22 protein-coding genes and 1 tRNA gene are annotated in these 25,289 nt (G+C 44.3%); 12 read left to right on the top strand and 11 right to left on the bottom strand.

Annotation, left to right across the window (positions count from 1 at the left end):
* Positions 1-55: 55 nt before the first annotated feature.
* Together I6E86_RS09975 and I6E86_RS09970 are read right to left on the bottom strand one after the other, a co-directional pair.
* Positions 56-131, bottom strand: a tRNA-Asn gene (locus tag I6E86_RS09975).
* A 240-nt stretch (positions 132-371) separates the two neighbouring features.
* Positions 372-1,574, bottom strand: a complete 1,203-nt coding sequence (locus tag I6E86_RS09970; protein WP_197177341.1) for a pyridoxal phosphate-dependent aminotransferase — start codon at positions 1,572-1,574, stop codon at positions 372-374.
* A gap of 539 nt (positions 1,575-2,113) precedes the next feature.
* Between I6E86_RS09970 and I6E86_RS09965 the strand changes: the two genes are divergently transcribed.
* The 4 genes from I6E86_RS09965 to I6E86_RS09950 all read left to right on the top strand — a co-directional run bounded on the left by I6E86_RS09965 (position 2,114) and on the right by I6E86_RS09950 (position 7,158).
* A complete protein-coding gene (locus tag I6E86_RS09965) occupies positions 2,114-2,851 on the top strand; it encodes an SDR family NAD(P)-dependent oxidoreductase (RefSeq protein ID WP_197177340.1) in 738 nt (245 codons plus the stop codon).
* 57 nt (positions 2,852-2,908) lie between these two features.
* Complete coding sequence (locus I6E86_RS09960; RefSeq protein ID WP_197177339.1) at positions 2,909-4,633, top strand: NAD(P)/FAD-dependent oxidoreductase; 1,725 nt, start codon at positions 2,909-2,911, stop codon at positions 4,631-4,633.
* Positions 4,623-5,642 (top strand): DUF1365 domain-containing protein, encoded by a 1,020-nt coding sequence (locus I6E86_RS09955; protein WP_197177338.1) that lies wholly within the window; start codon positions 4,623-4,625, stop codon positions 5,640-5,642. The genes I6E86_RS09960 and I6E86_RS09955 overlap by 11 nt, the downstream gene beginning before the upstream one ends.
* Positions 5,643-5,775: 133 nt before the next feature.
* Positions 5,776-7,158 carry an SAM-dependent methyltransferase gene (locus I6E86_RS09950; RefSeq protein WP_194363922.1) on the top strand — a complete coding sequence of 461 codons (1,383 nt, stop codon included), beginning with the start codon at positions 5,776-5,778 and terminating at the stop codon, positions 7,156-7,158.
* A 177-nt stretch (positions 7,159-7,335) separates the two neighbouring features.
* On the opposite strand, the gene I6E86_RS09945 is transcribed toward I6E86_RS09950, so the two are convergent.
* Positions 7,336-8,520 (bottom strand): MFS transporter, encoded by a 1,185-nt coding sequence (locus tag I6E86_RS09945; RefSeq protein WP_197177337.1) that lies wholly within the window; start codon positions 8,518-8,520, stop codon positions 7,336-7,338.
* A gap of 108 nt (positions 8,521-8,628) precedes the next feature.
* Between I6E86_RS09945 and I6E86_RS09940 the strand changes: the two genes are divergently transcribed.
* The 4 genes from I6E86_RS09940 (at position 8,629) to I6E86_RS09925 (ending at position 12,079) form a co-directional block, all read left to right on the top strand.
* Positions 8,629-9,513: a LysR family transcriptional regulator gene (locus tag I6E86_RS09940; protein WP_265090685.1), complete on the top strand. Its 885-nt coding sequence runs from the start codon at positions 8,629-8,631 to the stop codon at positions 9,511-9,513.
* Between the two features lie 38 nt (positions 9,514-9,551).
* A complete protein-coding gene (locus I6E86_RS09935; protein WP_197177335.1) occupies positions 9,552-9,962 on the top strand; it encodes a DUF2177 family protein in 411 nt (136 codons plus the stop codon).
* Between the two features lie 197 nt (positions 9,963-10,159).
* The gene (locus I6E86_RS09930; RefSeq protein ID WP_197177334.1) at positions 10,160-10,708 is read left to right on the top strand and encodes an acyl-CoA thioesterase; all 549 of its coding nucleotides are present in this window, start codon (positions 10,160-10,162) and stop codon (positions 10,706-10,708) included.
* Positions 10,709-10,981: 273 nt separating this feature from the next.
* Positions 10,982-12,079: a cation diffusion facilitator family transporter gene (locus tag I6E86_RS09925; protein WP_197177333.1), complete on the top strand. Its 1,098-nt coding sequence runs from the start codon at positions 10,982-10,984 to the stop codon at positions 12,077-12,079.
* A 179-nt stretch (positions 12,080-12,258) separates the two neighbouring features.
* On the opposite strand, the gene dps is transcribed toward I6E86_RS09925, so the two are convergent.
* Positions 12,259-12,741: a DNA starvation/stationary phase protection protein Dps gene (dps, locus tag I6E86_RS09920; protein ID WP_197177332.1), complete on the bottom strand. Its 483-nt coding sequence runs from the start codon at positions 12,739-12,741 to the stop codon at positions 12,259-12,261.
* A 394-nt stretch (positions 12,742-13,135) separates the two neighbouring features.
* On the opposite strand from dps, the gene uvrB reads away from it, so the two are divergent.
* The 3 genes from uvrB (at position 13,136) to I6E86_RS09905 (ending at position 17,226) form a co-directional block, all read left to right on the top strand.
* Positions 13,136-15,247: an excinuclease ABC subunit UvrB gene (gene uvrB, locus I6E86_RS09915; protein ID WP_197177331.1), complete on the top strand. Its 2,112-nt coding sequence runs from the start codon at positions 13,136-13,138 to the stop codon at positions 15,245-15,247.
* A 265-nt stretch (positions 15,248-15,512) separates the two neighbouring features.
* Positions 15,513-16,565 carry a histidinol-phosphate transaminase gene (locus I6E86_RS09910; RefSeq protein ID WP_320158533.1) on the top strand — a complete coding sequence of 351 codons (1,053 nt, stop codon included), beginning with the start codon at positions 15,513-15,515 and terminating at the stop codon, positions 16,563-16,565.
* Between the two features lie 277 nt (positions 16,566-16,842).
* The gene (locus I6E86_RS09905) at positions 16,843-17,226 is read left to right on the top strand and encodes a hypothetical protein (protein ID WP_197177330.1); all 384 of its coding nucleotides are present in this window, start codon (positions 16,843-16,845) and stop codon (positions 17,224-17,226) included.
* Between the two features lie 137 nt (positions 17,227-17,363).
* Here I6E86_RS09905 and I6E86_RS09900 read toward each other — a convergent pair whose 3' ends face one another.
* Positions 17,364-17,762 (bottom strand): hypothetical protein, encoded by a 399-nt coding sequence (locus tag I6E86_RS09900; RefSeq protein ID WP_197177329.1) that lies wholly within the window; start codon positions 17,760-17,762, stop codon positions 17,364-17,366.
* A gap of 164 nt (positions 17,763-17,926) precedes the next feature.
* Complete coding sequence (locus I6E86_RS09895) at positions 17,927-18,442, bottom strand: hypothetical protein (protein ID WP_197177328.1); 516 nt, start codon at positions 18,440-18,442, stop codon at positions 17,927-17,929.
* A gap of 316 nt (positions 18,443-18,758) precedes the next feature.
* Between I6E86_RS09895 and recJ the strand changes: the two genes are divergently transcribed.
* Positions 18,759-20,600: a single-stranded-DNA-specific exonuclease RecJ gene (recJ, locus tag I6E86_RS09890; protein ID WP_197177327.1), complete on the top strand. Its 1,842-nt coding sequence runs from the start codon at positions 18,759-18,761 to the stop codon at positions 20,598-20,600.
* A 72-nt stretch (positions 20,601-20,672) separates the two neighbouring features.
* On the opposite strand, the gene I6E86_RS09885 is transcribed toward recJ, so the two are convergent.
* From I6E86_RS09885 to dapD, 5 genes are all read right to left on the bottom strand, one after another.
* Entirely contained in the window at positions 20,673-21,338 is a 666-nt protein-coding gene (locus I6E86_RS09885; protein WP_197177326.1) for a trimeric intracellular cation channel family protein, read from the bottom strand.
* Between the two features lie 80 nt (positions 21,339-21,418).
* Entirely contained in the window at positions 21,419-22,054 is a 636-nt protein-coding gene (locus I6E86_RS09880) for a trimeric intracellular cation channel family protein (protein WP_197177325.1), read from the bottom strand.
* Between the two features lie 90 nt (positions 22,055-22,144).
* Positions 22,145-23,290, bottom strand: a complete 1,146-nt coding sequence (locus tag I6E86_RS09875; RefSeq protein ID WP_197177324.1) for a multidrug resistance efflux transporter family protein — start codon at positions 23,288-23,290, stop codon at positions 22,145-22,147.
* Between the two features lie 56 nt (positions 23,291-23,346).
* Complete coding sequence (gene queE, locus I6E86_RS09870) at positions 23,347-24,081, bottom strand: 7-carboxy-7-deazaguanine synthase QueE (protein WP_197177323.1); 735 nt, start codon at positions 24,079-24,081, stop codon at positions 23,347-23,349.
* Positions 24,082-24,322: 241 nt separating this feature from the next.
* Positions 24,323-25,144 (bottom strand): 2,3,4,5-tetrahydropyridine-2,6-dicarboxylate N-succinyltransferase, encoded by an 822-nt coding sequence (dapD, locus tag I6E86_RS09865; RefSeq protein WP_197177322.1) that lies wholly within the window; start codon positions 25,142-25,144, stop codon positions 24,323-24,325.
* Positions 25,145-25,289: the final 145 nt, after the last annotated feature.

The raw sequence follows: 25,289 nt of genomic DNA, 5'->3' as shown, positions 1-25,289 counted from the left end.
TTGGCAAATGCCATAATTGAATTAATTATAATTCAAAAAATTTACTACTAAAATGTGGCTCTCCAACCTGGGCTCGAACCAGGGACACACGGATTAACAGTCCGTTGCTCTACCAACTGAGCTATTGGAGAATAAGCTATAAGTACTTGAGACCTTACAACGAGCCTTAACAGTCTCTAACGAGTTCTTGCTAAGTGGGGCGTATTCTAACAAAGATAAAAAATACGTCAAGCCTTTTTTTTGGGTTTTACGCATTTTTTGTGAAAAAAACAGGTAAGTGCTTGTTTTATTAAGCACAAAAAAGACGCCTCATTTAAGGCGTCTTTTGTTAATAGCATTAGATGAGGACACGTCCTGATATAGTTTATACGTTATTCAGCCACGTCTAACTCAGCAACTGCTTGCTCGATACGTGACAAGGCGTCTTTTAGAGTGGCTTCATCGGTGGCGTAAGAGATACGCATATAGCCGCCAAGACCAAAAGCATCACCCGGTACAACGGCAACGCCTACTTTATCTAACAACCATTCTGAAAACTCAGTACAGGATGATAAACCAGCGGCTTTGATCAGTGGCACAATGTTTGGATACACATAGAATGCGCCATCAGGACGCAAGCAAGTGATGCCTTTGATGTCATTTAAGCCATCGACCACAAGGTCACAACGCTTCTCAAAAGCGTCTACCATCGGTTCTAGTACGCTTTGGTCACCGCTAATGGCCGCTTCTGCTGCCACTTGGCTGATTGACGTTGGGCATGAGGTTGATTGCGATTGGACTTTTTTCATTGCGCCGATTAGCTTAGCAGGGCCGCCCGCATAGCCGATACGCCAGCCTGTCATCGCATACGCTTTAGACACACCGTTTAAGATGATGGCGCGATCTTTTAGCTCAGGGGCAGCGTTCAAGATATTGTAGAATTTATCACCCGTCCAGCGAATGTGCTCATACATATCGTCTGAGGCTATATAGACGTGTGGATGCTTTTTGAGTACTTCAGCCAATGCTTTTAGCTCATCTAAGGTATAAATCATACCCGTTGGGTTAGATGGACTATTTAATACCAGCATTTTGGTTTTGTCAGTAATGGCGGCTTCTAACTGCTCAGGGGTGATTTTGAAGTCTTGCTCAGCTGGGCATTTGACGATAACTGGCACGCCTTCTGCGATGATAACCATGTCAGGATAGCTGACCCAGTAGGGGGCTGGAATGATGACTTCATCACCAGAGTTGATAAAGGCTTGAGCAAGATTAAAGAAAGACTGTTTGCCACCGACCGATACGAGAATCTCATTTGGCTCATAGCTGATATCGTTGTCACGCTTGAACTTCTCAATGATGGCGGCTTTTAGCTCTGGTGTACCATCGACAGCGGTGTATTTTGTGAATCCGTTATTAATAGCATCGATGGCGGCTTTTTTGATATGTTCTGGGGTGTCAAAATCAGGTTCGCCAGCGCCCAAACCAATAATATCTTTACCAGCCGCTTTTAGCTCTTTTGCTTTATTAGTAATGGCTAGAGTCGGTGATGGCTTGATGTTATTAACGCGGTCAGATAATTGCAACTCGCTCATGAGAGCTCCTTTTTATATGGGAGAGGGGATATAAAATGTCTACTATTCATTGTATAACTACTGATGGTATCACGTCTTAACGGTCATCAGCACACACTACCAGATGGCACGAAAACAAACAGCCGTTTATGGGTATCACGCTATTTTATGACCAATGATGCGCTGTTAACGGTTTGTGTGACTGATTTTTCATTGTAGCATGTGTTTATTGGGCTGTCTTATGGTGCAAGCCACCAACATGACAACATAAGCGGTGTGAGTGTCCCTACAATCAGTAGCAAAAACGTGAAGGTTGCAGGATTTGATAGCGTTAATAAATACGGCCAATTGCGAAGTCACAACAATAAACCTATCACCGACCACTATAATTATTTAGATTTGTTAAATAAAATGGCTTATTGCTTAATGAAATACGACCAATGGTATCTGTAAAAAAAATAATAATAAATAGTTGTTATCAAAGGTCTAAGGTTTCACTAAGCGCTCAGTTTAAGACCATTCATTCTATATTATAAAAATACTCAAAAAGGATATTTACAATGACAAACTCATCTAAAAAGCAACATATTCTCATTACGGGTGCCACCTCTGGTATCGGTAACCAATTGGCAAAAGATTATTTGCTGGCAGAGCATCATGTATATGCTGTCGGCCGTGATGATGAGGCATTGGCTGAACTCAAATCGCTAGGTGCAGAAACAATTGATTTGGACTTAATGGATCGAGAAAAAGTTATTGCAGCTTTTGAGACATTAGAACATGTTGATTTGGCAATTTGCGGGGCTGGTATGTGCGAGTATTTAGATATGCCGAATTTTGATAGCAGTGCGTTTATGAAAGTGATGTCCGTCAATATGGGCACATTATCGCACGCGATTGAAGGCGTGCTACCCAAGTTAATCGCCTCAAAAGGTCGTTTGGTTGGCATCGGGTCAGCCTCTGCTTATGTGCCTTTTGCGCGTGCTGAGGCTTATGGTAGCTCAAAAGCGGCGATTCATTACTTGATGAAAACCTTACAGATTAGCCTCGCTCCGCATGATGTGTCAGTTAGCTTAGTCGTGCCGGGTTTTGTAGAAACGCCAATGACCAAACAAAACGACTTTCCTATGCCGTTTATCCAGACGACAGCGCAGGCAAGCCAAGCCATACGTGATGGCATTGAGAGTGGTCATGACGTGATCGAATTCCCCAAAAAGCTGACTGTGCCATTAAAGGCATTGGGGGCGTTGCCTGATCTGGTTTGGCAGCAAGTAAGCGAAAAGCTCAATAAAAAATAATTTATCAGCATTAACAGACATCTCATTTACCATAAAAATACCAAAGGAAATGCTTTTATGCCGTTTACTCGTTTCAAGCGTGCAAACCGTCAAACGACTGCCAACAATGAGATTAGCAGTAGTGAGACTGCGATAAACTCCAAGCAAACCACAGACCAAAAGCGTATCGCCATCATTGGCTCAGGTGTCTCAGGATTAACCTGCGCGCATTATTTAGGAGCGCAGCATGAGGTAACGGTTTTTGAAGCGGACGATTATATCGGTGGGCACGTAAACACGATCGATGTGACCTTACAAGACGGTAAAAAGGCCAAGAGTAGCAAGACAGAAAGCAGTGCGATAGATACAGGGTTTATTGTTTTTAACGAACGTACTTATCCTAACTTTTTCCGGTTGCTACATGAGTTGCAAGTGCCGTTTCAGGCAACGGATATGAGTTTTTCTGTGAAAAACACTGCCCGTAAGTTTGAATACAATGGCCATACGCTCAACACATTGTTGTCTCAGCGCAAAAACGTGCTAAACCCAAGATTCTGGCGATTTCTCAAAGATGTATTGCAGTTCAATAAGCACATAAAGCAGTTACGCCAAGACTATGATATAGCACGGGCAGAAGGACAAGACATCAGTGGGTTTACTGAGCAGACCCTAGGTGACTATCTCACACAGCAGAAGTATGGTCAGTTGTTTACCAATAACTATCTGCTTCCGATGGTGTCGGCCATTTGGTCAACCAGTCTCGATGAAGTGCAAGATTTTCCATTGGTGTTTTTTGCGCAGTTCTTTGACAATCATGGCCTGCTCGATGTGGTCAATCGTCCGCAGTGGTTTACGATAAAAGGCGGCTCAAAGCAGTATGTTAATAAACTGGTACCGCGCTTTATCAAAGCGGGCGGTAAGGTGCGAGTCAACAGCCCTGTACAGTCTGTGGTTCGTGATGGCAGTCAAGTGACATTGACTGTTCAGAATAAAGGTAGTGCTGACAATCGTGTTGAGACTCTTGTGTTTGATGAGGTGGTTTTTGCGTGTCATGCAGATACTGCGCTCAACATTTTAGCAGATGCCAGTACTGATGAGTCTGAAGTGCTCAGTCATTTCCGCTTCACCAAAAACACAGCGGTACTGCATACTGATACCAGCGTGCTACCCAAAAAACCATTGGCGTGGGCAAGCTGGAATTACTTAATAGATGAATTGGACTCAGGCAGTGTTAAGGGTAAGGAACAAGCATCTAGAAACGGACAGATACCTGCAAAGCCAGTACTAACTTATCATATGAATATATTGCAGCGCCTGACCAAAAAGCACAATTATTTGGTCACATTGAATCACGATATTGACGATACGCAAGTCGTTAAAAGTATTGATTATAGTCATCCAGTGTTTGATCTAGCGATGATTGACGCTCAAACCAAATGGGACAGGATCTCTGGCAATGGCTTGCACACCCATTTCTGCGGGGCCTATTGGTTCAATGGTTTTCATGAAGATGGTGTGCGTAGTGGTCTGCGTGTGTGTCAGGCACTCGGGCATGGCATTGCGATAAAGGACGAGGTTGATCCAGCGCATCTGCCTGATGCCGATAGCGCGCATACGCCATTTCGCTATAAGGACTTACCCATAAAGGCCGATACAAAGTCGCGCCAACTCAATAACCGTCAAGTGACGATGGCAACGACTAACCAAGAGCTCGTTGAGTATGCTGAGCGTTTGCAAAATACGGCTATCGATACCAATCAAAAGAAAAAACGCAGTTTGTTCGGTCGTCGTCATGCCAAATAAAACTGCAGCTCAATCCTCTAGTGCTATGCCGAATCACAAGCTGGCTGACGAAGCTGTATTGCCACATCAGTTGTTTGAGGGCACGACGTGGCACAGTCGGCTGCTACCTAACGTTAATAAGTTCGTCTACCCTTATCGTTATTGGGGTGTCAATATCAGTGCATTGGCCGCAGGACAAGCGCTGCCCGAAATAACCACCGCAGCATTAGGCAAGAGTAGCGTCATAAAAAAATGGTCATTGAAAAATATACTACCAAAGACGCTGTTAGTGAAAGGCTTGCCGCTGTTTTCGGCAAAGGGAAAGGCATTGCAACGATTTTGTCCTGATGATTATCTGCAAGGGATACACCTAGACCAATCAAATAGCCTAAGCGACGATGATGGTATTAAGACTGATGTGACTCAGACCGATTTATCGTCTGTTCAGGCATTGAATCATCGCCTTAAACAAGCATTTAATCAACATACAGGTAGTGTGCCGACAGGGGATATGTTGGGTCTACTCGTATGCCGTAATATCGGTGTGTACTTCAGCCCAGTCAATTTTTATCTGGGGTTTGATGAGCATCATACACCAACGCATTTATTGGCTGAGGTGTCCAATACACCATGGGACAAACGTCACTGCTATGGGTTTTTGCTAGATGGTGCTGAGACGGAATTTTGCCATGACAAGGATTTTCATGTGTCGCCTTTTAATCCCATCGATCAGCTATATCGCTGGCAAGTTAAGGTAAATCGGCACTCAGATAACTGTTTACAAGTTCGTATTGCCATTAACATCAGTGACGAGCGCGGCGAAGTGTTAAAAACGGGCATCAAGATATCAGGTGTGCCGATGACTGACATGACTGTCCGAAAAAGCTTGCGTCAGAATCCATTGATGAATATGACGTCTGTAATGCGTATCTATTGGCATGCTTTTAAACTCTATGCCATCAAAAAAGTCCCTTATATCAATTACGATGAAAAGCTTGCTGACAGTCAGCAGAAAAATACCGATGCGTAAGAAGCGAGTGTTGGATCATTGAGAAGACAGAATTAAAACGCAAACCCAGAAATAGAAACACGTAAATAACAAGTTGCCAGAATTTTTATCTTTCACCCAAAATATAAAGCACTTAGACAAGGACAATCATACGATGTCAGCAAGACCGACCGACCGAGCACCCGTCACCACATTAGCAAAGCTAACCGCCCGCGTGAGTAAAGCTGTGAATCAAAGCACTGTATTGCAGCCAGTGAGCAATAGTGCGAGCCATGTGGCTAGAAAACTGATATTTCGGGCGTTACATCACATTCAATTTGGTAGTCTTACGCTAATTGAAACATTTGGCAAGCAAGCTCCTAAGACCAGTAGCTTTGGTCCTGTGGCAGATAGTGTCATCAGTAGCTCGGCTGTGGGTCGCCATTCGCTACATGTGACGTTGCAGATTCACGATAGCGCTGTCTATCGCCAACTATTACTTGGTGGCTCTATCGCGCTTGCTGACAGTTATATCAATGGCGAATGGGATACGGATGATCTGACAGGGCTGATTCGACTGGCAGCTCGTAACTTAGCAGTATTGAATAAGTTAGAGAACCGTTTTGCTGGCGTGAGCAAAGCCTTTGAAAAAGCCAAGCATCAGCTGCGTAGTAATGATAAATCTGGCTCAAAATCAAACATCCTAGCGCATTATGATCTCGGCAATGAGATGTACGAGCGCTTTTTAGATGAAACGATGATGTACTCTTCTGCAGTGTACAAGACACCTGATGTGACCTTGAGTGACGCGCAGCAGCACAAACTGTCGCTGATATGCCAACGACTACAGCTCAGTGCTGAGGATAACGTAATTGAGATTGGCACAGGTTGGGGCGGTTTTGCGATTTATGCAGCCAAGCATTATGGCTGTCATGTCACCACGACCACCATCTCTGATGCGCAGTATGATGAGGCGCAGCGCCGAGTCGAAGCAGCTGGACTGTCTGACAAGATTACGCTGCTCAAGCAAGATTACCGTGAGCTGACAGGGCAGTACGATAAACTGGTCAGTATTGAGATGATTGAAGCCGTTGGTCATGAGTATCTACCGACATTCTTTGCTAAGTGTAATAGCTTACTCAAGCCAACAGGGCTGATGGTATTACAAGCAATCACCTTCAACGACCAAAACTATCAAGACTATGTAGGGTCGGTCGATTTTATCCAAACCCATATATTCCCAGGTGGTTGTCTTCTCTCAAACCAAGAGCTGACCACACAATTTACCGAACAGACAGACATGGTCGTCAAGCAGTTGCATGACTATGGTTTTGATTATGCCTACACACTGCGTGATTGGCGCACCGCTTTTATGAAGCAGCGCACTGAGATTAAAGACCTTGGCTACGATGAGGCCTTTGTCCGCTTATGGGAGTTTTACTTTTGCTACTGTGAAGGGGGATTCTTGGAGCGTACCATTGGCGTGGTACAAGTGACCGCAGTTAAGCCGGACAACATCGACACACTACATTTTTCTGATTTGCCAGCAGCTGTCTAGCTATTAGACCTTTAGACCGTTTAGATCATCGATGTTATGTCAATAAGCAGAGCAGGGCGAGACGACTGCTCTGCTGGTATCTGGGTTTTCAGTGCTCGTATATTTAGTGATCCTATGTTCACGGTCTCTATTTTTAACACTTGTTTTCAGTAATTATGCTTGGTTAGTGGTTAGTGGTTAGTGGTTAGTGGCTAGTTGATGTGCTGCACGCTTGTCTAACATACCTGAATAACGCGTAACGACAAGTGCCAGTAGACAGATAACAGCACCTATCCACGCGGTGTCTTGCAGTGACATGTTTTCAACCACGCTGCCACCGATGATAGAACCTAGTGCAATGCCGATATTGAATGCAGCAATGTTTAGACCAGAGGCGACGTCGACGGCATTTGGTGTATATTTTTCAGCTTGCTTGACCACGTAGATTTGTAGGCCAGGTACGTTACCAAAGGCAAATGCACCCCAGACCAGAATCGTCAGCACGGCGGCGACTTTGGATTGCATGGTAAAGGTAAAGATCAGCAAGACAATGCTCAGCGCGCTAAAGATAATACTAAGCGCACTAATAGGGCCGCGTTTATCTGCAAGCTTGCCACCCCAGATATTGCCGATAGCAACGGATACGCCATATACCATCATGATAAGGGCAACAGCAGACGGTGCAAATTTGGTTTGCTGCTCTAGAATAGGTGCAAGGTAAGTAAATGCGGTAAAAGTACCACCATAGCCAAGGATAGTCATGAGATAAACCAGTAGTAATTGTGGTTTTACAATGACCTGTAATTGCTCTTTGAACGTAGCAGGTACAGATTGTTTGAGGTTTTTTGGTACCAATAGTGCGCTGCCAATCAAAGCGATTAAACCCAAGACCGACCCTACTAAAAACGTAGCGCGCCAACCGAAATGCTGTCCAATCCACGTGCCAAGGGGTACACCAGTGACAAGTGCAACGGTAAGTCCGGTAAACATAATGGCAATTGCGCTGGCTTCCTTTTCTTTACTGACAAGACTAGTGGCAATCATGGAACCAATAGAGAAAAACACGCCGTGTGCCAGACCGGTCAAAACACGCGCCAGTATCAAGGTTTCATAACTGGGTGCTTGCCATGCTACCAAATTACCGATAACGAACAGACCCATTAGGCTCATGAGTACTATTTTGCGATTCCAGCGGCCAGTAAGTGCTGTGAGTACGGGTGCACCAATGGCCACACCCAGAGCATAAAGACTGACTAGCAGCCCAGCTGAGGGCAAGCTCACGCCCAAATCGGTGGCAATAGTTGGCACCAGTCCAACAATGACAAATTCGGTTGTCCCGATTGCAAATGCGCTTAAGGTAAGCGCCCATAAAGCGAGTGGCATAACGACATCCTAATAATTAAATGATGTGCGCAGTTTGACGGATTTATAGTTTGCAAAAAACAGCATAAATGACAAAATATCTTTGTCGATTTTGTAAAGGTTAAGATGATGGGGCATGCTAAAACAGAAGATATAGAGATATTTTTGACCGTGGTAGACACGGGTAGCTTTACGGGCGCTGCCAATTTATTGAATCAGCAGGTTGCCAAAGTCTCTCGTGCTGTATCTAGGCTCGAAGACACGCTGCAATGTACGCTGCTCAATAGAACGACACGGCGATTGGAGTTGACGGAGGAAGGGCATGTTTTCATCAGATATGCGCGTGAGAGTTTAAATACCTTATATACAGGTGAAGAGGCGATCAAGCTGCTAAAACAAGCGCCGAGCGGGCATCTACGTATTGATGCTGCCAGCCCGTTTGTGTTGCATCAACTGACACCCTTGGTCGGCGAGTTTTTGTCGCACTATCCACACATTACGCTTGACCTAACTTCGCATGACAATATCATCGACTTGCTTGAGCACAAGACCGATCTGGCCATTAGGATTGGCGACTTAAAAGACTCAAACCTGCACGCGCGTCTGTTGGGACAAAGTAAGCTGCGATTGGTCGCTAGTCCTGAGTATTTGCATCAGCATAGCGAAGTGACTCATATTGATGATTTAGCCACTCACAAATTGATTGGTTTTAATGACGCCTCCAAGTTGAATAGGTGGCCTTTGACAAAGTCTGTCATGCTTGATTTCCACATGACGGCCAGTAGCGGCGAGACCTTGCGTCAGCTCTGTTTGTCTCACCAAGGTATTGCCTTGCTTTCGCACTTTATGATTGGTGATGATTTGGCATCAGGACGACTCATTGAGGTGTTGCCTGAAGCAATTGTCAGACCGAACCATCGTGAATCGATACAGGCGGTATATTACAAAAACAGTGCCATATCATCGCGTATTCTGGCATTTTTGGACTTTATTCAACCACGACTGACGCTATAACTTTTATTCATTGCGCTTACTTTATTAAGGATATCATTATGGGTTACGTTTTTATTTATCTCGCTGCTGTGGTTATCTTTTTGGGTGTCGATGCTGTATGGCTGACGACCATGAAAGGGGCTTTTTATGAGTCACGTATCGGGCATCTATTAGCTGATGAGCCAAATATGATGGCGGCCGGCGTGTTCTATATGTTTTACATACTGGCACTCTGTATTCTGATTCTGTATCCACAAATCAAAGCAAGCGCATCTGTCGGTCATATTTTCTTGCTTGGTGGTTTGATTGGACTGATGGCATATGGCACCTATGATTTTACCAACTTGGCACTTTATAAAGGCTTTACCTTAGATACGGCGTTGGTAGATTTTGTTTGGGGCGGTGTTTTGACAGGTTCAGTGAGCGCGATTGTCGCATGGTTGGCTTATCGTTTTCACTGGTTGAGTTAAAATGATATGGCAGGTATAAAGAGCTTCAATTTATACTGGATTCCCTTAAGCGTCTCTTATTTGTATAGCCTTGATTACACAACCTAGACTATTTACTGACAGAGGTCTGTTTGTGCTATCCCATTACCTGCTGTATAAATGACATATATCATTAAAAGTCTTAAGACCCAATAAGCCCAAACCATCAAGGGATCGTTATGCCGCAATACAATACCAGCTCATCCGCTCAAAAAGCTCCTTTAAACAGTGAGCTATATATGTCGATACTCATGACGCCCGATATGGCAAACTTCATTGGCAATGTGCATGGTGGTGATTTACTCAAGATGCTTGATCAGGTTGCTTATGCCTGTGCTAGCCGGTATAGCGGTAACTATGTAGTGACACTGTCTGTCGACCAAGTGATGTTTCGAGAGCCTATTTATGTGGGAGAGCTAGTGACCTTTGCTGCCAGTGTCAACTATGTGGGAAATACGTCTATGGAGATTGGCATTCGTGTTGAAGCAGAAGACGTTCGTGCTCGCACAGTGCGGCATACCAATAGCTGCTACTTTACGATGGTCGCTATCGATGATAAGGGTAAGCCAACAGCCGTGCCACCACTTGAGATTAAAAATGATCTGCAACAGTGCCGTGCTGATGCCGCGCTAGAGCGCAAAAACTTGCGTATGCAAAGCTCACATCGTCCAAGCTGCGACTTTGGTGGCATGATTAACGATATAGATAAAAAGGAAAATGCTGAATAAAAAAGTCAGTAGTCTGAGTACCGTCGCTATCAATGGCACTATGTAAGGCCTGACTAAAATAAGGCTGAGCCAACATAGAGCATATCTGAGAGCATTTATTTACAGTCAACCTATGTCATATAGTCAGTCTAATATTAAAAAGAGACAGCGAAACTGGGATGCGTTTTTGTGGGCAAAGCATGCAGATAGCATACTGCAGTCGCTTGATGTCATCAAACGTATCTGTTTTATTTAAAATTGACCGTATGCACCTGTTTTTTTAGTGAGTCTGGTATGAGCTTAAAACCATCGATTGCCAATCCGCAGCAGCATCTAACGCCTTCTCGTAGCACCTCCGCGCCTCGTGCGCGTGGGGCTGGCCAGACTGCCAGTATTAGTGATGCTCATTCTGCTCTTACTCCTGGCCCTGACAAAGACCAAAAAAATAGTGACGATGACCATTCAGGTTCGCTTGTTACCGTGCTCATTGCGGTTGGTGCCAATTTTATCATCGCGATTGCCAAGACGGTCGCTGCCTTTATGACCGGTTCGGCCTCTATGATTGCTGAAGCAGCGCACTCATGGGCGGACACGGGCAACGGCACCTTGTTAATTGTCGCAGAAAAAAAATCTATCAAACCTGCTGATAAAAGTCACCCGCTAGGCTATGGTAAAGAGTCTTATGTTTGGTCAATGATTGCTGCTTTTGGTGTATTTACCGCAGGCTCTATTGTGTCCATTTATACGGGTATTAAGGAATGGAATGCTGCTGAATCTGAGACCAATTACACGATTGGTTTTATTGTCTTAGCAGTGGCGTTTGTGCTCGAAGGGTTTTCGTTGATTCAAGCGTATAGACAGAGCAAAAAACATGGTGAAGCGCTTGATATTAGTGCGCTTGGGTATGTCATGGATACCTCCAACCCGACACTGCGAGGTGTGTTTTTTGAAGATTTGGCCGCCGTTATTGGCTTGGTGATAGCGGCCATGGCAATGGGCATGCATGCTTATACAGGAGAGCCGTATTGGGATGCGCTTGGCTCTATCATTGTCGGCTTGCTACTTGGTGTGGTCGCGATTTTTTTGATCAGTCGCAACCGAGATTTTTTGATAGGATATCGGGTAACTGAGCGCATGCATAATTATGTCTTGGAGGAGCTGCTTAATCACCCAGATATCGATAGTGTGTCCTATCTACATCTAGAATGGGTGGGCCCCAAAAAGATATTTATGGTGGCGGCAGTAGATATCGCTGGTAATCAAAAAGAGGCGCATATTGCTCAAAAATTTGAAGAGATAGAGAATCTGTTTCGTAGTAACCCCACGTTTCAAGAAGCCATTTTGACACTGTCTGTACCCAATGCAGATATTTTGACTTTGTCAGATGTCTAAATGAAGTAATGGTTAATCAGAAAATCCAAAACTGGTCACGGCAGTTTGCTATTTAGTATCGTGTTGCCTGTCAATGCTTCTTACAATGTCTCTTAACTTAAAGCACAAAAAAGCCGTCAATAATGACGGCTTTTTTTATGTCATCCTACTGTCTGAGGACGCATCATCTTATACTAACATTATTTACTTGGGGCATTAGCGCCAATGAACCATGCATCTTTGTCAATGATACGGCTAGCTTCTGTGAATAAATCAGCGGTATCTTCATCACCTGCATCGCCAGCAGCAGCAATTGCTTCACGCAATGTCTCAGCTACTTTTTTGTAGCGGCTGGTAAGTTCGCGAACATGTTGGTCGACTTCAGTGATATCTGTTGGGTAATCGTCTAGGATAGACTCTTTTACCACACGACTGGCTAGACCGTTTGGCTGACCGCCCAAAATGACAATACGTTCGGCGATAGTATCTGACACTTCAAGGATACGATCTGACGTGTCATCTAGTAACTGATGTACACCAATAAAACCAGTACCTTGTAGGTTCCAATGGCACTGCTTGCCATCTAAGGTTAAATCAATCACGTTTGCCAAATTCGCATTTAATAGGTCGATCATTTTTTTGGCGGTGTCGTCTGAAATTCCACTTGCGTAACGTTCTCTCATATCTTACTCCATTTTCTATTATTGAATATTTGATTTGTTCTTATTTGACATTCTTTCTTTATATGGACTATTTGTTGATTCGTTATGAATGATAGCAGCTTAAATCACTGTTGAAACCCTTGAGTGTTAGGCTTTGTGAGGTGGTCGTGTAAAGAGTTTGTTAACCATGAAAAGCTTTGTAAATATAGCCAAAATTCTGTGAGTTTTTTATAACTGTCTTAGATTTTTTGCCAAAACAGGCGTATACAATATCGGTCTTATGCACCTCTATATAAGCTAAAACTGATACCTGTTAGCATCGTATCTAGCCCATGATTGTCCTTTAAAAACCATCACTCAGACCCCATATTGTTTTAAACCTTACCTCATTATAAAAATTAGGAAGAAAGCCATTATGCGTATGCCTGAACCGCGTTCATCGCGTCAGTTAAATCAATTGGCCACTCAGCTCCAAGGTGAAGCTGAAATTAGTGGTGTCAATGCGTCAGGGACGCAAATATCGAGCCGTGCCTTTGAGATGGTCACAGATTTTGAGCCAGCAGGCGATCAGCCGCAAGCGATCAAAAAACTGGTCAACGGTATCAACTCGGGGATGGATGAGCAGTTGCTATTGGGTGTGACGGGTTCTGGTAAAACATATACTATGGCGAAGGTCATCGCTGAAACTCAGCGTCCAACCATCATCATGGCGCACAACAAAACGCTTGCCGCTCAGCTATACGGTGAGTTTAAGTCGTTTTTTCCTAACAACGCGGTTGAATACTTTGTCAGTTATTATGACTACTATCAGCCTGAAGCTTATGTTGCAGCGAGTGACACCTTTATCGAAAAAGACAGCGCCATCAACGATCATATCGATCAGATGCGTCTGTCAGCCACGCGTGCGCTATTAGAGCGTCGTGATGCGATTATCGTGGCGTCAGTATCTTGCATCTATGGCTTGGGTGATCCTGAAAGCTATCTAAAAATGCTATTGCATGTGGTTGTAGGCGATAAAATAGACCGTACGGCGACGATTAAGCGCCTAGTTGAAATGCAGTATATGCGTAACGAGTTGGATTTTGGCCGTGGTACGTATCGATTGCGTGGTGAGCTGCTAGATATCTATCCGGCTGAGTCTGAGCAATTGGCCGTTCGGGTGCATTTATTTGACAATGAAGTGGAGAAAATCACTTGGTTCGATCCATTAACGGGTAAGACTGTGCGTAGCGTGCCACGTATTACCATTTATCCAAAATCGCATTATGTGACACCGCGTAATAAGCTGGAAGCGGCCAGTCATACCATTCGCGCGGAGCTAGAGCCACGATTGGAATATTTCCGCGAGAATAACAAGCTGATTGAAGCACAGCGTCTCAAAGAGCGTACTCAGTATGATCTTGAAATGATTCAGCAGCTCGGATACTGTAACGGCATCGAAAACTACTCACAGCATCTCTCTGGTCGCCCGTCAGGGGAAGCGCCGCCGACGCTGTTTGATTATATTCCAGAAGACGCACTGCTGTTCCTTGATGAATCACACGTGACTGTCTCACAAATTGGCGCGATGTATAAAGGCGATAGATCACGTAAAGAGAACTTGGTCAATTATGGTTTTCGTCTACCAAGCGCGATGAACAACCGCCCGATGAAGTTTGAAGAGTGGGAGCGTATCAAGCCGAAAACCATTTATGTGAGTGCCACGCCAGCCTTATATGAGTTAGAGCACAGCGAGCAAGTAGTCGAACAGGTTGTACGTCCGACTGGTTTGATTGATCCTGAGATTGAGATACGTCCTGTACTGACTCAAGTCGATGATGTGCTATCGGAGATTACCAAACGCCGTGAAAAAGATGAGCGTGTATTGATTACCACGTTGACCAAGCGCATGTCAGAAGATTTGACCAGTTATCTCAAAGAATATGATGTCAAAGTCGCGTATTTGCATTCTGATATCGATACCGTCGAGCGTATGCAGATTATTCATGAGCTGCGTACAGGTGTGCATGATGTGCTGGTCGGTATCAACCTGTTGCGTGAAGGTTTGGATATGCCAGAAGTGTCATTGGTTGCGATATTTGATGCCGATAAAGAAGGGTTTTTGCGTTCTGAGCGTGCCTTAATTCAGACCATTGGCCGCGCCGCGCGTCATATTAATGGTAAAGCCATACTATATGCAGATCGCATCACCAACAGTATGCAAAAAGCGATAGACGAGACCGACCGTCGCCGTGAAAAACAAGTCGCGTTTAACCTTGAGCACAATATCACGCCTAAAGGTGCGCGTCGTAGTATCACGGATAAAATCGATACAGGTGACGATCAGAATGCCAATGACAATCAAGTGATTCCAATCAAGAGTAATCTGCCTGATGTAGACATTAGCATCTTACGTAGCCCTGATTTACTTGCCAAAGAGATCAGCCGTCTTGAGCAGCTTATGAAGCAAATGTCGCGTGATTTGAAGTTTGAGGATGCAGCGAAGACGCGTGACAAAGTATTAGAGTTAAAAGCACATTTAATCTGATAGATCAGGACAGATATAGCAAGGGTGAGGTGATTACAAATCACCTCACTTTTTTTATGGTTGATTAAATACCAGAGCACACAGGATGCTTGTAATACCGAGCAATGCCACTTACCATATCGGGGTCAATCTCATCACTCACATAGCATTTTAAAGGTTTGAGCGGCAATAATGCTCATGAGGGGAAAAGCTCTAGCTTAGCTGAGCATCTTGTCATAGCAAATCAGATTTTTAAAATGAATACAATCTAGGCGTATTATTCACTGTGCTTACCAATAATTTAATAGAATTAAACTCTAACGAAAACTCACTAGGCATGGCAAAATCTGCCAAGCAAGCAGTCATAGATTCTTTAGACATCGGGTTTCGTTATCCAGATGACCAGCGTGCAGCGCTGATTACCAAAGTCGCAGACATAAACGGCGTTACAGAGAGCCAAATCTCACTAGGCAGTGGCTCTAGCGAAAACATCCGTACGGTCATTCAGATGCTACAAAACCAAGCATTAATATCAGGTAAAAAATTCCAAGTCATCGTACCGCATCCAACCTTTGCTTATGCTGAGCTGTATGCTACCTCCATCGATGTATCTGTGGTAAAAGTACCACTAACAGATGAGAGCTATGCTTTTGACTTGCAAAGTATGCAAAAAGTAGCTGCTGACTTCGATGGTATCAGCTTGCTTTATCTCTGCAATCCCAATAACCCGACAGCGACGATTACTGATACCAAGATATTGAAAGACTGGGTAGGGCGCGCGCCAGACAATCACTACTTCTTATTAGATGAAGCTTATTCAGAGTACGTGACAGACCCAAGCTTTGAGAGTGGTGTTACTTGGATAAAAGAGCCGCATTCAGACAATATCGTCGTGGTGCGGACATTCTCAAAGTTGTGCGCCCTCGCTGGCATGCGTGTCGGTTATGCAGTCGCTAGCCCGCAAATGATTGCTAAATTAGAAGCGTTCATATCAATTGATAATACCAATTTATCTGGTGCTGTGGCAGCGTTAGCGACCTTAGATGATGAGAAGTTTTTGGCATTGAGCTTGCAAACTGCCAATCAATCACGTCAGCTGGTTGAGCAGACATTAGATGAGCTTGGTTTACGGTATTTACCGTCGCAGGCCAGCTTTATATTTCATGAGATAAAAGGTGATGTGCAAACCTATATTGATAGAATGCGTGAACATGGTATTGCCGTTGGTCGTGAGTTTGCGCCTATTACAGGTTTTAATCGCTTGACGCTTGGCAGACCTGATGAAATGGCAGTATTCGTTGAGGCGCTTAAGTCATTTCGTGAAAGAGATTGGGTTTAATCGAGCTAGATAAGACGGTTCGATAATATAAAAGGGAAGTTGCTGATTGGCACTTTCCTTTTTTAATTAGTTGCGCTTGAGGTCTCATGTTAGCCTATCATTTTTACCAACACTAAACGCAGTTTTACATATCGTACCTTAAAAAATCTATTCCTATCTTATAGGATACGTGAACGAAACAAGCATCATTATGCACGCAAGAAAATACTGAACAATAATCATAAAATTAAGCGTGCTAACTAACATATCTCATAATTCTAAAGCTAGGGAAGTAACTATGTTCGACATCAAATCATTTTTTAAACGAGAAGTAGAAAAAAAGCTCATCAATGTCGATGACTATATTTTTATGCCGGAGCGCATAGAGATGGAGCTTGAAGGTGGTTTATTGAACTGTGTATTAAATAGTGACGGGCGCGTGGATATTTTTTATAGCAAGCAAGGTGTGACGGAAGTCGGTTCAGCTTCTCGTAAGCATCCATTTACCGCATTTGAGACAGAGTTATATCATGGTGTATACGATGATGTGATCAGTGACTTGACCAAAGAAGTAGATAAGATCATTGATAGCTCTTCTAAGTATTTTCGCCGAGGTAGAGTATTACCTGTTACAGCGGCCTTATCTTCATCGCCATCTGCATCTGGTACTGGTAAGTTATAAGTCAGTTTGCCCAACCAAGCCCATTAAATGACAGAGGCCAATATTTAGTGATAAAAAGTTTGGCAATAAAAAGGGTGCGTTATCTATAACGCACCCTTTTTATTGGCTTACTGATTCTGTTTAGATAAAAACCGAATCTATTTGGCAAAACTTGTATAGCAGCTCTGGATAGATTTTGCGACAACTTGCGCCACCAATTGGGTGCGGTAGCTTGAGTCAATCGCAGCATTACCCAATTCGACGAGAGTGACCTGCTGAGGTGCTTGCTCACTGACACAACCACAAACATTGGTTTTGACAGATTCTTGCTGTGTTTCAGTCATCGCCACACTAGCAACACGCCAAGCAGTTTGTTTTTCGATTTCGCTACGACATTGGTTGTCGATAGCAGCCTTAAATACGTTCATACCGATATCACTTGCGGTCGTTATGGCTGTATTAGCGCTAGTACCAGCAGTCGTACCAGTGCCTGTTGATGTACAGCCAGCGAGAGCAAGAGTGGCAAGCATAGCAGTCGAAACGAGAAGTTTTTTCATGTATTAGTCCTTTAATGGGTTATCGGCTCTGCATTTTATCAGTAAAGCATATCAATAACATCACTAACCAACACGCTACTTTTTTATTATAAAGGTGATCCATAAAAAGAGCTGGCCAAAACAGTGTCTTGGCCAGCTCTTTGAATGTGTATTTGTTTATTATTCTAAACGTTTTTGCCGTGTTCTTTTTGCTGGATATCTTTTGCGAGTTTATAGCATTCATTGATATGGTCGGTAGCGATTTTCTTAAAGATTGTGTAACCCATGGTCGCTGCGACCAGTTGACCACCCAATGGAATGAACTTGGTCACTTGCTTGGCTGCGATACGGCCACCAAAGCCTTGAATGGTTTTTTTGACAATACCACGTGTCGCCATTAGGCCAGCAAAGTCGACCGTACGGTCTTTAACAGCACTCCAATGAACTTCACGTGATTCTAGATTAATGGCAGACTGACGGTCTTCAATTAAACCAAATCGTTCACTAATCTCAGGAATCAATTGTGTCAACATGCCAGCATCAACTGCCACATCAAAGAAAGGCACAGGAATGATAGCAACACCAGCAGATACTCTGGCACGTTTTTTTACCATTCCAAGGCATTCTTTTTTGACTTGCTCAAGATCTAAGCTAGGATCGATAGTGTTTGGTAGTTTTTCAGCAGCTGGTGTGGTTTTCATAAAGAATCCTTATAAATAATTAACATGTAAACAATGAAAAGTTCAATAAATACCAAGTCTCTCAGTTGCCTACTATTTTATGGATTTCTGAGAGCCATACAATCATTGCTTTGTAGCAAAATGCAGAAAATTAGGGTACCTATGCATCCTTTTTGTAAATAAAGGGCTGTATGCAATAGGTATGTACTAAGGGCGTTATTTATTAGAGGTGCTTATTAAACTAAGGATTCTTCAGAATGAATACAACATGGAATGATGTACAGAGATGTTATAGATTGCCGTTGTGGCACTCAGTTAAAGCCAGTAGAATACACCCATGCTAAATTTAACCCCCCGTTATACCAGCACTCGCATCGACGAGTTGCCTACCGCGTTGCAACCACTTGCCGCCCAATCATTGACCCTCGCTCGCCTATACGCGGGGCGAGGTATCACTGTGCCTGATGAGCTTGAGACCAGTCTATCGGGTCTATTGCCGGCTGAGGCGCTGCACGGTGTCACAGAAGCAGTATGTCTATTGGACGTCGCTATCGATGAAGGGCAGCGTATTCTGATCGTTGGCGACTTTGACTGTGACGGTGCAACCAGTACCGCACTGATGATACGTGCACTCACAAAAATGGGCGCTGTTGTTAACTTCCTAGTGCCAGACCGCTTTAAGTACGGTTATGGTCTGACACCAGAGATTGTAGAATTGGGTATCAAAACCTATCAACCAGATATGATTGTGACCGTAGATAATGGTATCTCAAGTCATGAAGGTGTGGCTCGCGCCCAAACGGATGGTATCGCCGTGATCATCACTGATCATCATCTCACAACCAAAGAGACGCCACCTGCGGAAGCCGTGGTTAATCCCAATCAACTCGCTTGCGATTTTGCTAGTAAGGCACTGGTCGGAGTCGGAGTGGCGTTCTATGTGCTTGGACGTCTAGCCAAGCTACGCCGAGAGGCTGGTAAGTCTACTGTACAAGTGAGCCAGTATTTAGATCTAGTGGCGCTTGGGACGATTGCCGATGTTGGGGTATTGGATAAGAACAATCGCATCTTAGTCCATCATGGGCTGTCAGCAATTCGTCAAGGCCGCTGCTGTATGGGGATATTGGCGCTGCTTGAGCAGGCGGGCCGTGATCCTAAGCAGCTTCACGCACAGGATTTCGGTTTTGTGTTAGGGCCACGTATCAATGCTGCTGGGCGTATGGACAATATGCGTATCGGTATCGAGTGCTTGTTGACAGAAGACTGGAGTACGGCACAGCGATTGGCCCAAGAGCTTGAGCAGCTCAATCGTACACGCCGTCAGGTAGAAGGCGAGATGCGGACGCAAGCAGATAGCATTGTGGCAGCGTTGGCAGCGGAGACGGATAACGATACAGATGAAGCCAGTGATATCATCATCCAAATGAAGCCTGAGAAAAAGGCTGTTAACGGTGCTGAGTCTAATAGTGCTAAGCCTAGTATTGCTGAAAGAAGCATCATTTTGTATCAAGATGACTGGCATCAGGGAGTCATTGGTATTGTCGCTGGTCGCCTAAAAGAGAGCCACTATTTACCTAGCATCGTTTTTGCACCAGCAGATACTGAGCGCACCGATGAAGACAGCGCCATCAAAGGCTCGGCACGTTCTATCGCTGGCGTGCATATTCGTGATGCGATTGAACAAGTGGCCGAGCGTTATCCTGAGTTGATTACTCACTTTGGTGGACATGCGATGGCAGCAGGTTTAACGATTAAGCGCGGTAACTTTGATGGTTTTGTGGCAGCGTTTAATGAAGTCATGGCGCAGATGGATGATGAGGTGTTTGCTGAGCAGAAATTCACTGATGGACCCTTGCAGGCCAGTGACTTTAGCTTATGGTTCGCTGAACACTTGGCGGATGCCAGTATCTGGGGTCATGGATTTGCACCGCCGATATTTGATGGTGTCTTTGAGGTATTAAGTTTTAAAGTATTAAAGGATAAACACCTGAAACTCTCGCTGCGTTATCCAGATGTTCAGTATCCGATTGAGGCAATTTGCTTTAACTTTGATAATGATGCTTGGGACTATCGCGCCAAAAAAGTGCATGTACTGTTTCAGCTAGATATCAATGAATGGAACGGAAAGCAAAGCTTGCAGTTGATGATAAAAGACTTAACTGTGGTAGAGCACGGTTAAAATGTAAATGTAAACGCTAAACGCGCTCAAATACGGGCGCGTTGGCATTCTTAATGCTTATCTAGGCTAATATCAGTATTTCCACTCAAGCGTCGGGAACTGCCAGTCATAGCGAATAGCGAGCATACGCAACGTAAAGATCGTCGCCATCGTGGATATATCTGCAATCCAGTCTGTCACGCCTAAATTGGTCAGCGCAAAGTAGAGAATGCCGCCAGTTAACGCTGCTGTGATATAAATCTCCTGCTGCAGGACTAATGGAATCTCATTGCAAATCATGTCTCGAATGATACCGCCGACGATAATGGTAATCACACCAAGTAATAACGCCACTGGGACATTGGCACCCATACTATCAGCGACTTTAATGCCTATTAACGTAAAAGCAGATAGGCCAATAGTATCTGATAGTTTAAGAAACTTATCAACGCGTCTAGAGTTGGGATGAAAAAATATCTGCATGACCAATGACGATAGGGTAATAACCGTCAAATAGCTCATGTCGACCATCCAAAACAGTGGATGACGATCTAGGATGACGTCGCGTACTGTCCCGCCACCGATAGCAGTCACGATAGACACGAGTAGGCAACCAAACACGTCAAAGTTTTTATGTTTGGCTAATATCGTGCCTGACACACTACAAGCGATGATACCAATCATGTCAAAAACATATATCAAAGAGCGTGGGTCAAACGTAGTAATCAGTACTGTAGGATCCACAGAGATGGCCAACATGATCAAGTCTCACGAATTATCAATTGATAAGATGAGGGCTAATACAACACTTAAAAAGCCGATCAGCCATGATTTTCATCTTAAGCAACTAAGCGAATAGAAGGCAGGTGCCAGTCGAATCTAAGGGCTAGCATACGGACGAAAAAGATAACAAAGAGCATAATAAATTCATTGACCCCAGCACTTACACCGAAGTACTGCAACACCAAATAAGTGACTGATCCTGCAACGCTGGCCGTGATGTAAATCTCTCGCTGTAGCACCAGTGGTATCTCATTACAGATGATATCCCGTAGCAGACCACCAAGAATCGCAGTCCATACGCCCATCATCACAGCGATAAGAGGTGCCATGTCTTGTGTCAACGCAATTTTGAAACCAATCACACTAAATGCTGCGAGACCAATGGCATCAAAGAGTTTGAGCGCATTATCAATCTTATGATACAGATGAAAAAATATTTGCAAAATAAGAGACGTCACAGTGATGACAATTACATAATTGAGGTCAGTCATCCAAAATAATGGATGACGATCCAGCGCCATATCTCGTAGTGTACCGCCGCCAATCGCATTTACCATCGCCACTAAGATACAGCCCGAAATATCGAAGCCTTTATGCTGTGCCAATAGGGTGCCTGCTATCGCGCACGCAATCACGCCCACCATATCTAACAAGTACAATAAAATATCAGGAAAAATCAAAACATGGGCCATGGTTGTATTACCAAATCTAAATCATCAAAAATAGTAGAATGTTGAATAGCTGAATATAAAGCCGCTGGTCATCAAATAGCCGGACATACCCTAACCATCTTTTGCAAATAGAATCAACCCGACTATAATCAGAGCGATACCTATTAGTCCCATCATCGATGGCAGACTGCTATTGAGCAATAACATGCCACCAATCAAGGCAAATATCACCTCACTGGCCTGAGTGGCATCAACACCAGCCACTTCGCTTGAGGTTTCTGCTTTTTCGCGGGCATATAAGAAAATACTGGTGGCCGCCACACCTGCCAATAAAGCGACTAGCAGCGTATTAAATACTTGCTTCGTCTCGGGCAATTCAGGATGAACGATAAGACCCAATACCAACCAAAATGGAACAGTACCCAACGTCATGAGCCACACTTTATTAAAGGCATTTTGCAGTAAGGTGGTTTGGATAGCGGGGATTTTGTCAATTAAGCCTTGCAGTAGAGAAGGGGTTGGTTCGGCTAAGACAGTGTCTGCCGTATGAGCAATACTGATCAAGTCGGCCGGATAGTGAGTATCAATAGCAGATAAAGGCGGCAGCTCAGTTTCCGCCGTCTGGTCAGTCGCTTGAGAGGTCGCTTGCGTCGGAGCTTGTGATTCAATATTTTTTTGTTTGGCGTTATAAGAGACCTGCCAAACCAATTGGTTACCAATGGGGTAGCTAAAGGCTGCTACTAACGCAGGCACAGCACCGTAAAGCAGCATGTCTTTCATAGGGACGGCATCAGCACCCAATACAGAGGCGGCATGTATACCTTCACTAATGTTAACCAGCACCACACCGAAAAACACCAATAGCGCATAAGCAATGAATTTCTTATCAAACCGCTGGCCAAATACTAGTAAGACGAGCAGACTTGCGACAACGGTAAACATAAAGGTTGCCGCGACGACCCAGCCCGCAGCATGATCAGCCGCGTAGCATATACCTGTATAGAAAACACCAAAGCCAATACCACCGGTAATGCACCAAAACTTCCAATGGTGGCTAAAGATAGCGAGCAGCTCTCTAATACGCCCAAAGCCATGCTGCATGACGATAATAGCCGTAAGAATCAACCACATAAATAAATAGCGAAGGCTGGCTGACCAAAACCAATGTCCACCAGCAGCACTCATCAGCTCATTTAGGACAAACGTCGAGCTAAAAAATGCGCCCGATAATAACCCTAATAAAATGAGTTTGATCATATCTTTATCTCTATTGATAGTTTGCTATTTGTTCGTATGTTCAGACGTTAAGGTGTTTACTTGCCTTTGGCATCTGCCCAAATGATTTTGTGCAGTTGCAATTGGAAACGTACAGGTAGCGCATCTGCCAACATCCATTCTGCAAGCTCTCGCGCCAGTACGGGTACTTCAGGGCTAGGCGAATTTTTACTGATATCATCTGCGACGTTGAACATCGGAGAAAACCATATTGTACCAACCAAATTGTTGAGCTCATGCTCGATCAACTTGGCTTTTGCCCAGTCGTAATCGGTACGATTCATAATGACGAATTTTATTTGATCGTGCTGAGTGAGATAGTCAAGGTTAGACCATAGATTTTTATCGACTTCGCCTGAGCTTGGCGTCTTGAGATCCATCACTTTGCTGACTGCTACTGGCACGTTTTCTACCGTGAGCGCGCCTGCTGTCTCAAGCGATATCTCATAGCCATCGCTTAGCAAACGTTTCATCAGCTCGATGGCATTCGGCTGCGCTAATGGCTCGCCGCCAGTCAAACAGATGCGTTTGCATGGATAGCCTTTGATGGTCTTCATGATGGTCTCTAATGACTGACGCTCGCCGCCGGTAAAGGCGTACTCGGTATCACAGTAGACACAGCGTAGCGGACAGCCGGTCAGGCGAACAAATATTGTCGGCAAGCCTGACGTTATCGCCTCACCTTGCAAAGAATAAAAAATCTCAGTCAGACGCAATCCTGCTTCAGGATCAGTGACAGGAATGGCGGCGGTGCGTAATGGTGATTCACTCATAATATGTCAAATACAGTTATAGGTTGATAATGTGATTAAGCATTTATCAATCGTAATAAAGAGGCAGGTTCTAGTATGGGAGTTTTGCGTTTGGATAAAGCCAAACCAAAAAAACGGATTATAACGCACCGCCCTCTATTAATCTGCAAAAAAGACGCTGAAGTTTTCTTCAGCGTCTTTAATAAAGGGGATCTGTCGTTGTCTGTACTGTTTGGGTACGAGACTACAAATGCTAAAAATATTAGGCTAAGCGTAATAGCTCATTGACTGATGTTTTTGCACGAGTTTGCGCATCGACTTTTTTCACGATGATAGCGGCATACAAGCTGTGTGTGCCATCTTCTGACGGTAGGCTACCTGGTACGACGACTGAACCTGCTGGTACACGGCCACGATGAATCTCACCAGTTTCGCGATCATAGATGCGGGTAGATTGACCGATGAATACACCCATAGAGATGACAGAACCTTCTTCTACGATCACGCCTTCAACAATTTCAGAGCGCGCACCGATGAAGCAGTTGTCTTCGATGATAGTAGGGTTGGCTTGTAATGGTTCTAATACACCGCCGATACCAACGCCGCCTGATAGATGGACGTTTTTACCGATTTGGGCACATGAACCAACGGTCGCCCACGTATCTACCATAGCGCCTTGATCGACATATGCGCCGATGTTGACATACGATGGCATCAATACAGCACCAGCTGCGATGAAAGAGCCTTTACGAGCAACGGCTGGTGGTACCACACGTACGCCAGCTTCTTTAAACTGTGCTTCTGTCCAGTCAGCAAATTTAGTCGGCACTTTGTCATAGAACTGCACATGCTCACCAGCTGCCTGAACATAGTTGTCGTTTAAGCGGAAAGACAGTAGTACCGCCTTTTTCGCCCATTGGTTGACTACCCACTCGCCATCTTTCTTTTCTGCAACACGTAGGCTACCGTTGTCTAGCTGCTCAAGCACTTGCTCGACAGCATTACGTACGTCTTGTGGCATAGTGCTTGGGCTATATTCGTTACGGTTTTCAAAAGCTTGTTCGATGGTTTGTTGTAATGACATAAAAAATCCTAACGTTAGTTAAAGGTAATTAAAAAATAAATCGTACTTATAGTTAAATTTTTGCTTAGTTTCAGTTATATGCTTGCTTAAATTTGGACTGAAAAATTACTTGCCGTATTGTCGCTAATTTGACCGCTTTTAGCAA

The organism is Psychrobacter sp. SWN149, assembly GCF_015864565.1.
GTDB lineage: Bacteria > Pseudomonadota > Gammaproteobacteria > Pseudomonadales > Moraxellaceae > Psychrobacter.
This window is presented reverse-complemented; position numbering and strand designations above follow the sequence as displayed.

Excerpts from the sequence above, each read along its gene's own strand:
- I6E86_RS09970 (WP_197177341.1), bottom strand. The coding sequence starts at position 1,574 with ATGAGCGAGTTGCAATTATCTGACCGCGTTAATAACATCAAGCCATCA.
- I6E86_RS09965 (WP_197177340.1), top strand. The coding sequence starts at position 2,114 with ATGACAAACTCATCTAAAAAGCAACATATTCTCATTACGGGTGCCACC.
- I6E86_RS09960 (WP_197177339.1), top strand. The coding sequence starts at position 2,909 with ATGCCGTTTACTCGTTTCAAGCGTGCAAACCGTCAAACGACTGCCAAC.
- I6E86_RS09955 (WP_197177338.1), top strand. The coding sequence starts at position 4,623 with ATGCCAAATAAAACTGCAGCTCAATCCTCTAGTGCTATGCCGAATCAC.
- I6E86_RS09950 (WP_194363922.1), top strand. The coding sequence starts at position 5,776 with ATGTCAGCAAGACCGACCGACCGAGCACCCGTCACCACATTAGCAAAG.
- I6E86_RS09945 (WP_197177337.1), bottom strand. The coding sequence starts at position 8,520 with ATGCCACTCGCTTTATGGGCGCTTACCTTAAGCGCATTTGCAATCGGG.
- I6E86_RS09940 (WP_265090685.1), top strand. The coding sequence starts at position 8,629 with ATGGGGCATGCTAAAACAGAAGATATAGAGATATTTTTGACCGTGGTA.
- I6E86_RS09935 (WP_197177335.1), top strand. The coding sequence starts at position 9,552 with ATGGGTTACGTTTTTATTTATCTCGCTGCTGTGGTTATCTTTTTGGGT.
- I6E86_RS09930 (WP_197177334.1), top strand. The coding sequence starts at position 10,160 with ATGCCGCAATACAATACCAGCTCATCCGCTCAAAAAGCTCCTTTAAAC.
- I6E86_RS09925 (WP_197177333.1), top strand. The coding sequence starts at position 10,982 with ATGAGCTTAAAACCATCGATTGCCAATCCGCAGCAGCATCTAACGCCT.
- dps (WP_197177332.1), bottom strand. The coding sequence starts at position 12,741 with ATGAGAGAACGTTACGCAAGTGGAATTTCAGACGACACCGCCAAAAAA.
- uvrB (WP_197177331.1), top strand. The coding sequence starts at position 13,136 with ATGCGTATGCCTGAACCGCGTTCATCGCGTCAGTTAAATCAATTGGCC.
- I6E86_RS09905 (WP_197177330.1), top strand. The coding sequence starts at position 16,843 with ATGTTCGACATCAAATCATTTTTTAAACGAGAAGTAGAAAAAAAGCTC.
- I6E86_RS09900 (WP_197177329.1), bottom strand. The coding sequence starts at position 17,762 with ATGAAAAAACTTCTCGTTTCGACTGCTATGCTTGCCACTCTTGCTCTC.
- I6E86_RS09895 (WP_197177328.1), bottom strand. The coding sequence starts at position 18,442 with ATGAAAACCACACCAGCTGCTGAAAAACTACCAAACACTATCGATCCT.
- recJ (WP_197177327.1), top strand. The coding sequence starts at position 18,759 with ATGCTAAATTTAACCCCCCGTTATACCAGCACTCGCATCGACGAGTTG.
- I6E86_RS09885 (WP_197177326.1), bottom strand. The coding sequence starts at position 21,338 with ATGTTGGCCATCTCTGTGGATCCTACAGTACTGATTACTACGTTTGAC.
- I6E86_RS09880 (WP_197177325.1), bottom strand. The coding sequence starts at position 22,054 with ATGGCCCATGTTTTGATTTTTCCTGATATTTTATTGTACTTGTTAGAT.
- I6E86_RS09875 (WP_197177324.1), bottom strand. The coding sequence starts at position 23,290 with ATGATCAAACTCATTTTATTAGGGTTATTATCGGGCGCATTTTTTAGC.
- queE (WP_197177323.1), bottom strand. The coding sequence starts at position 24,081 with ATGAGTGAATCACCATTACGCACCGCCGCCATTCCTGTCACTGATCCT.
- dapD (WP_197177322.1), bottom strand. The coding sequence starts at position 25,144 with ATGTCATTACAACAAACCATCGAACAAGCTTTTGAAAACCGTAACGAA.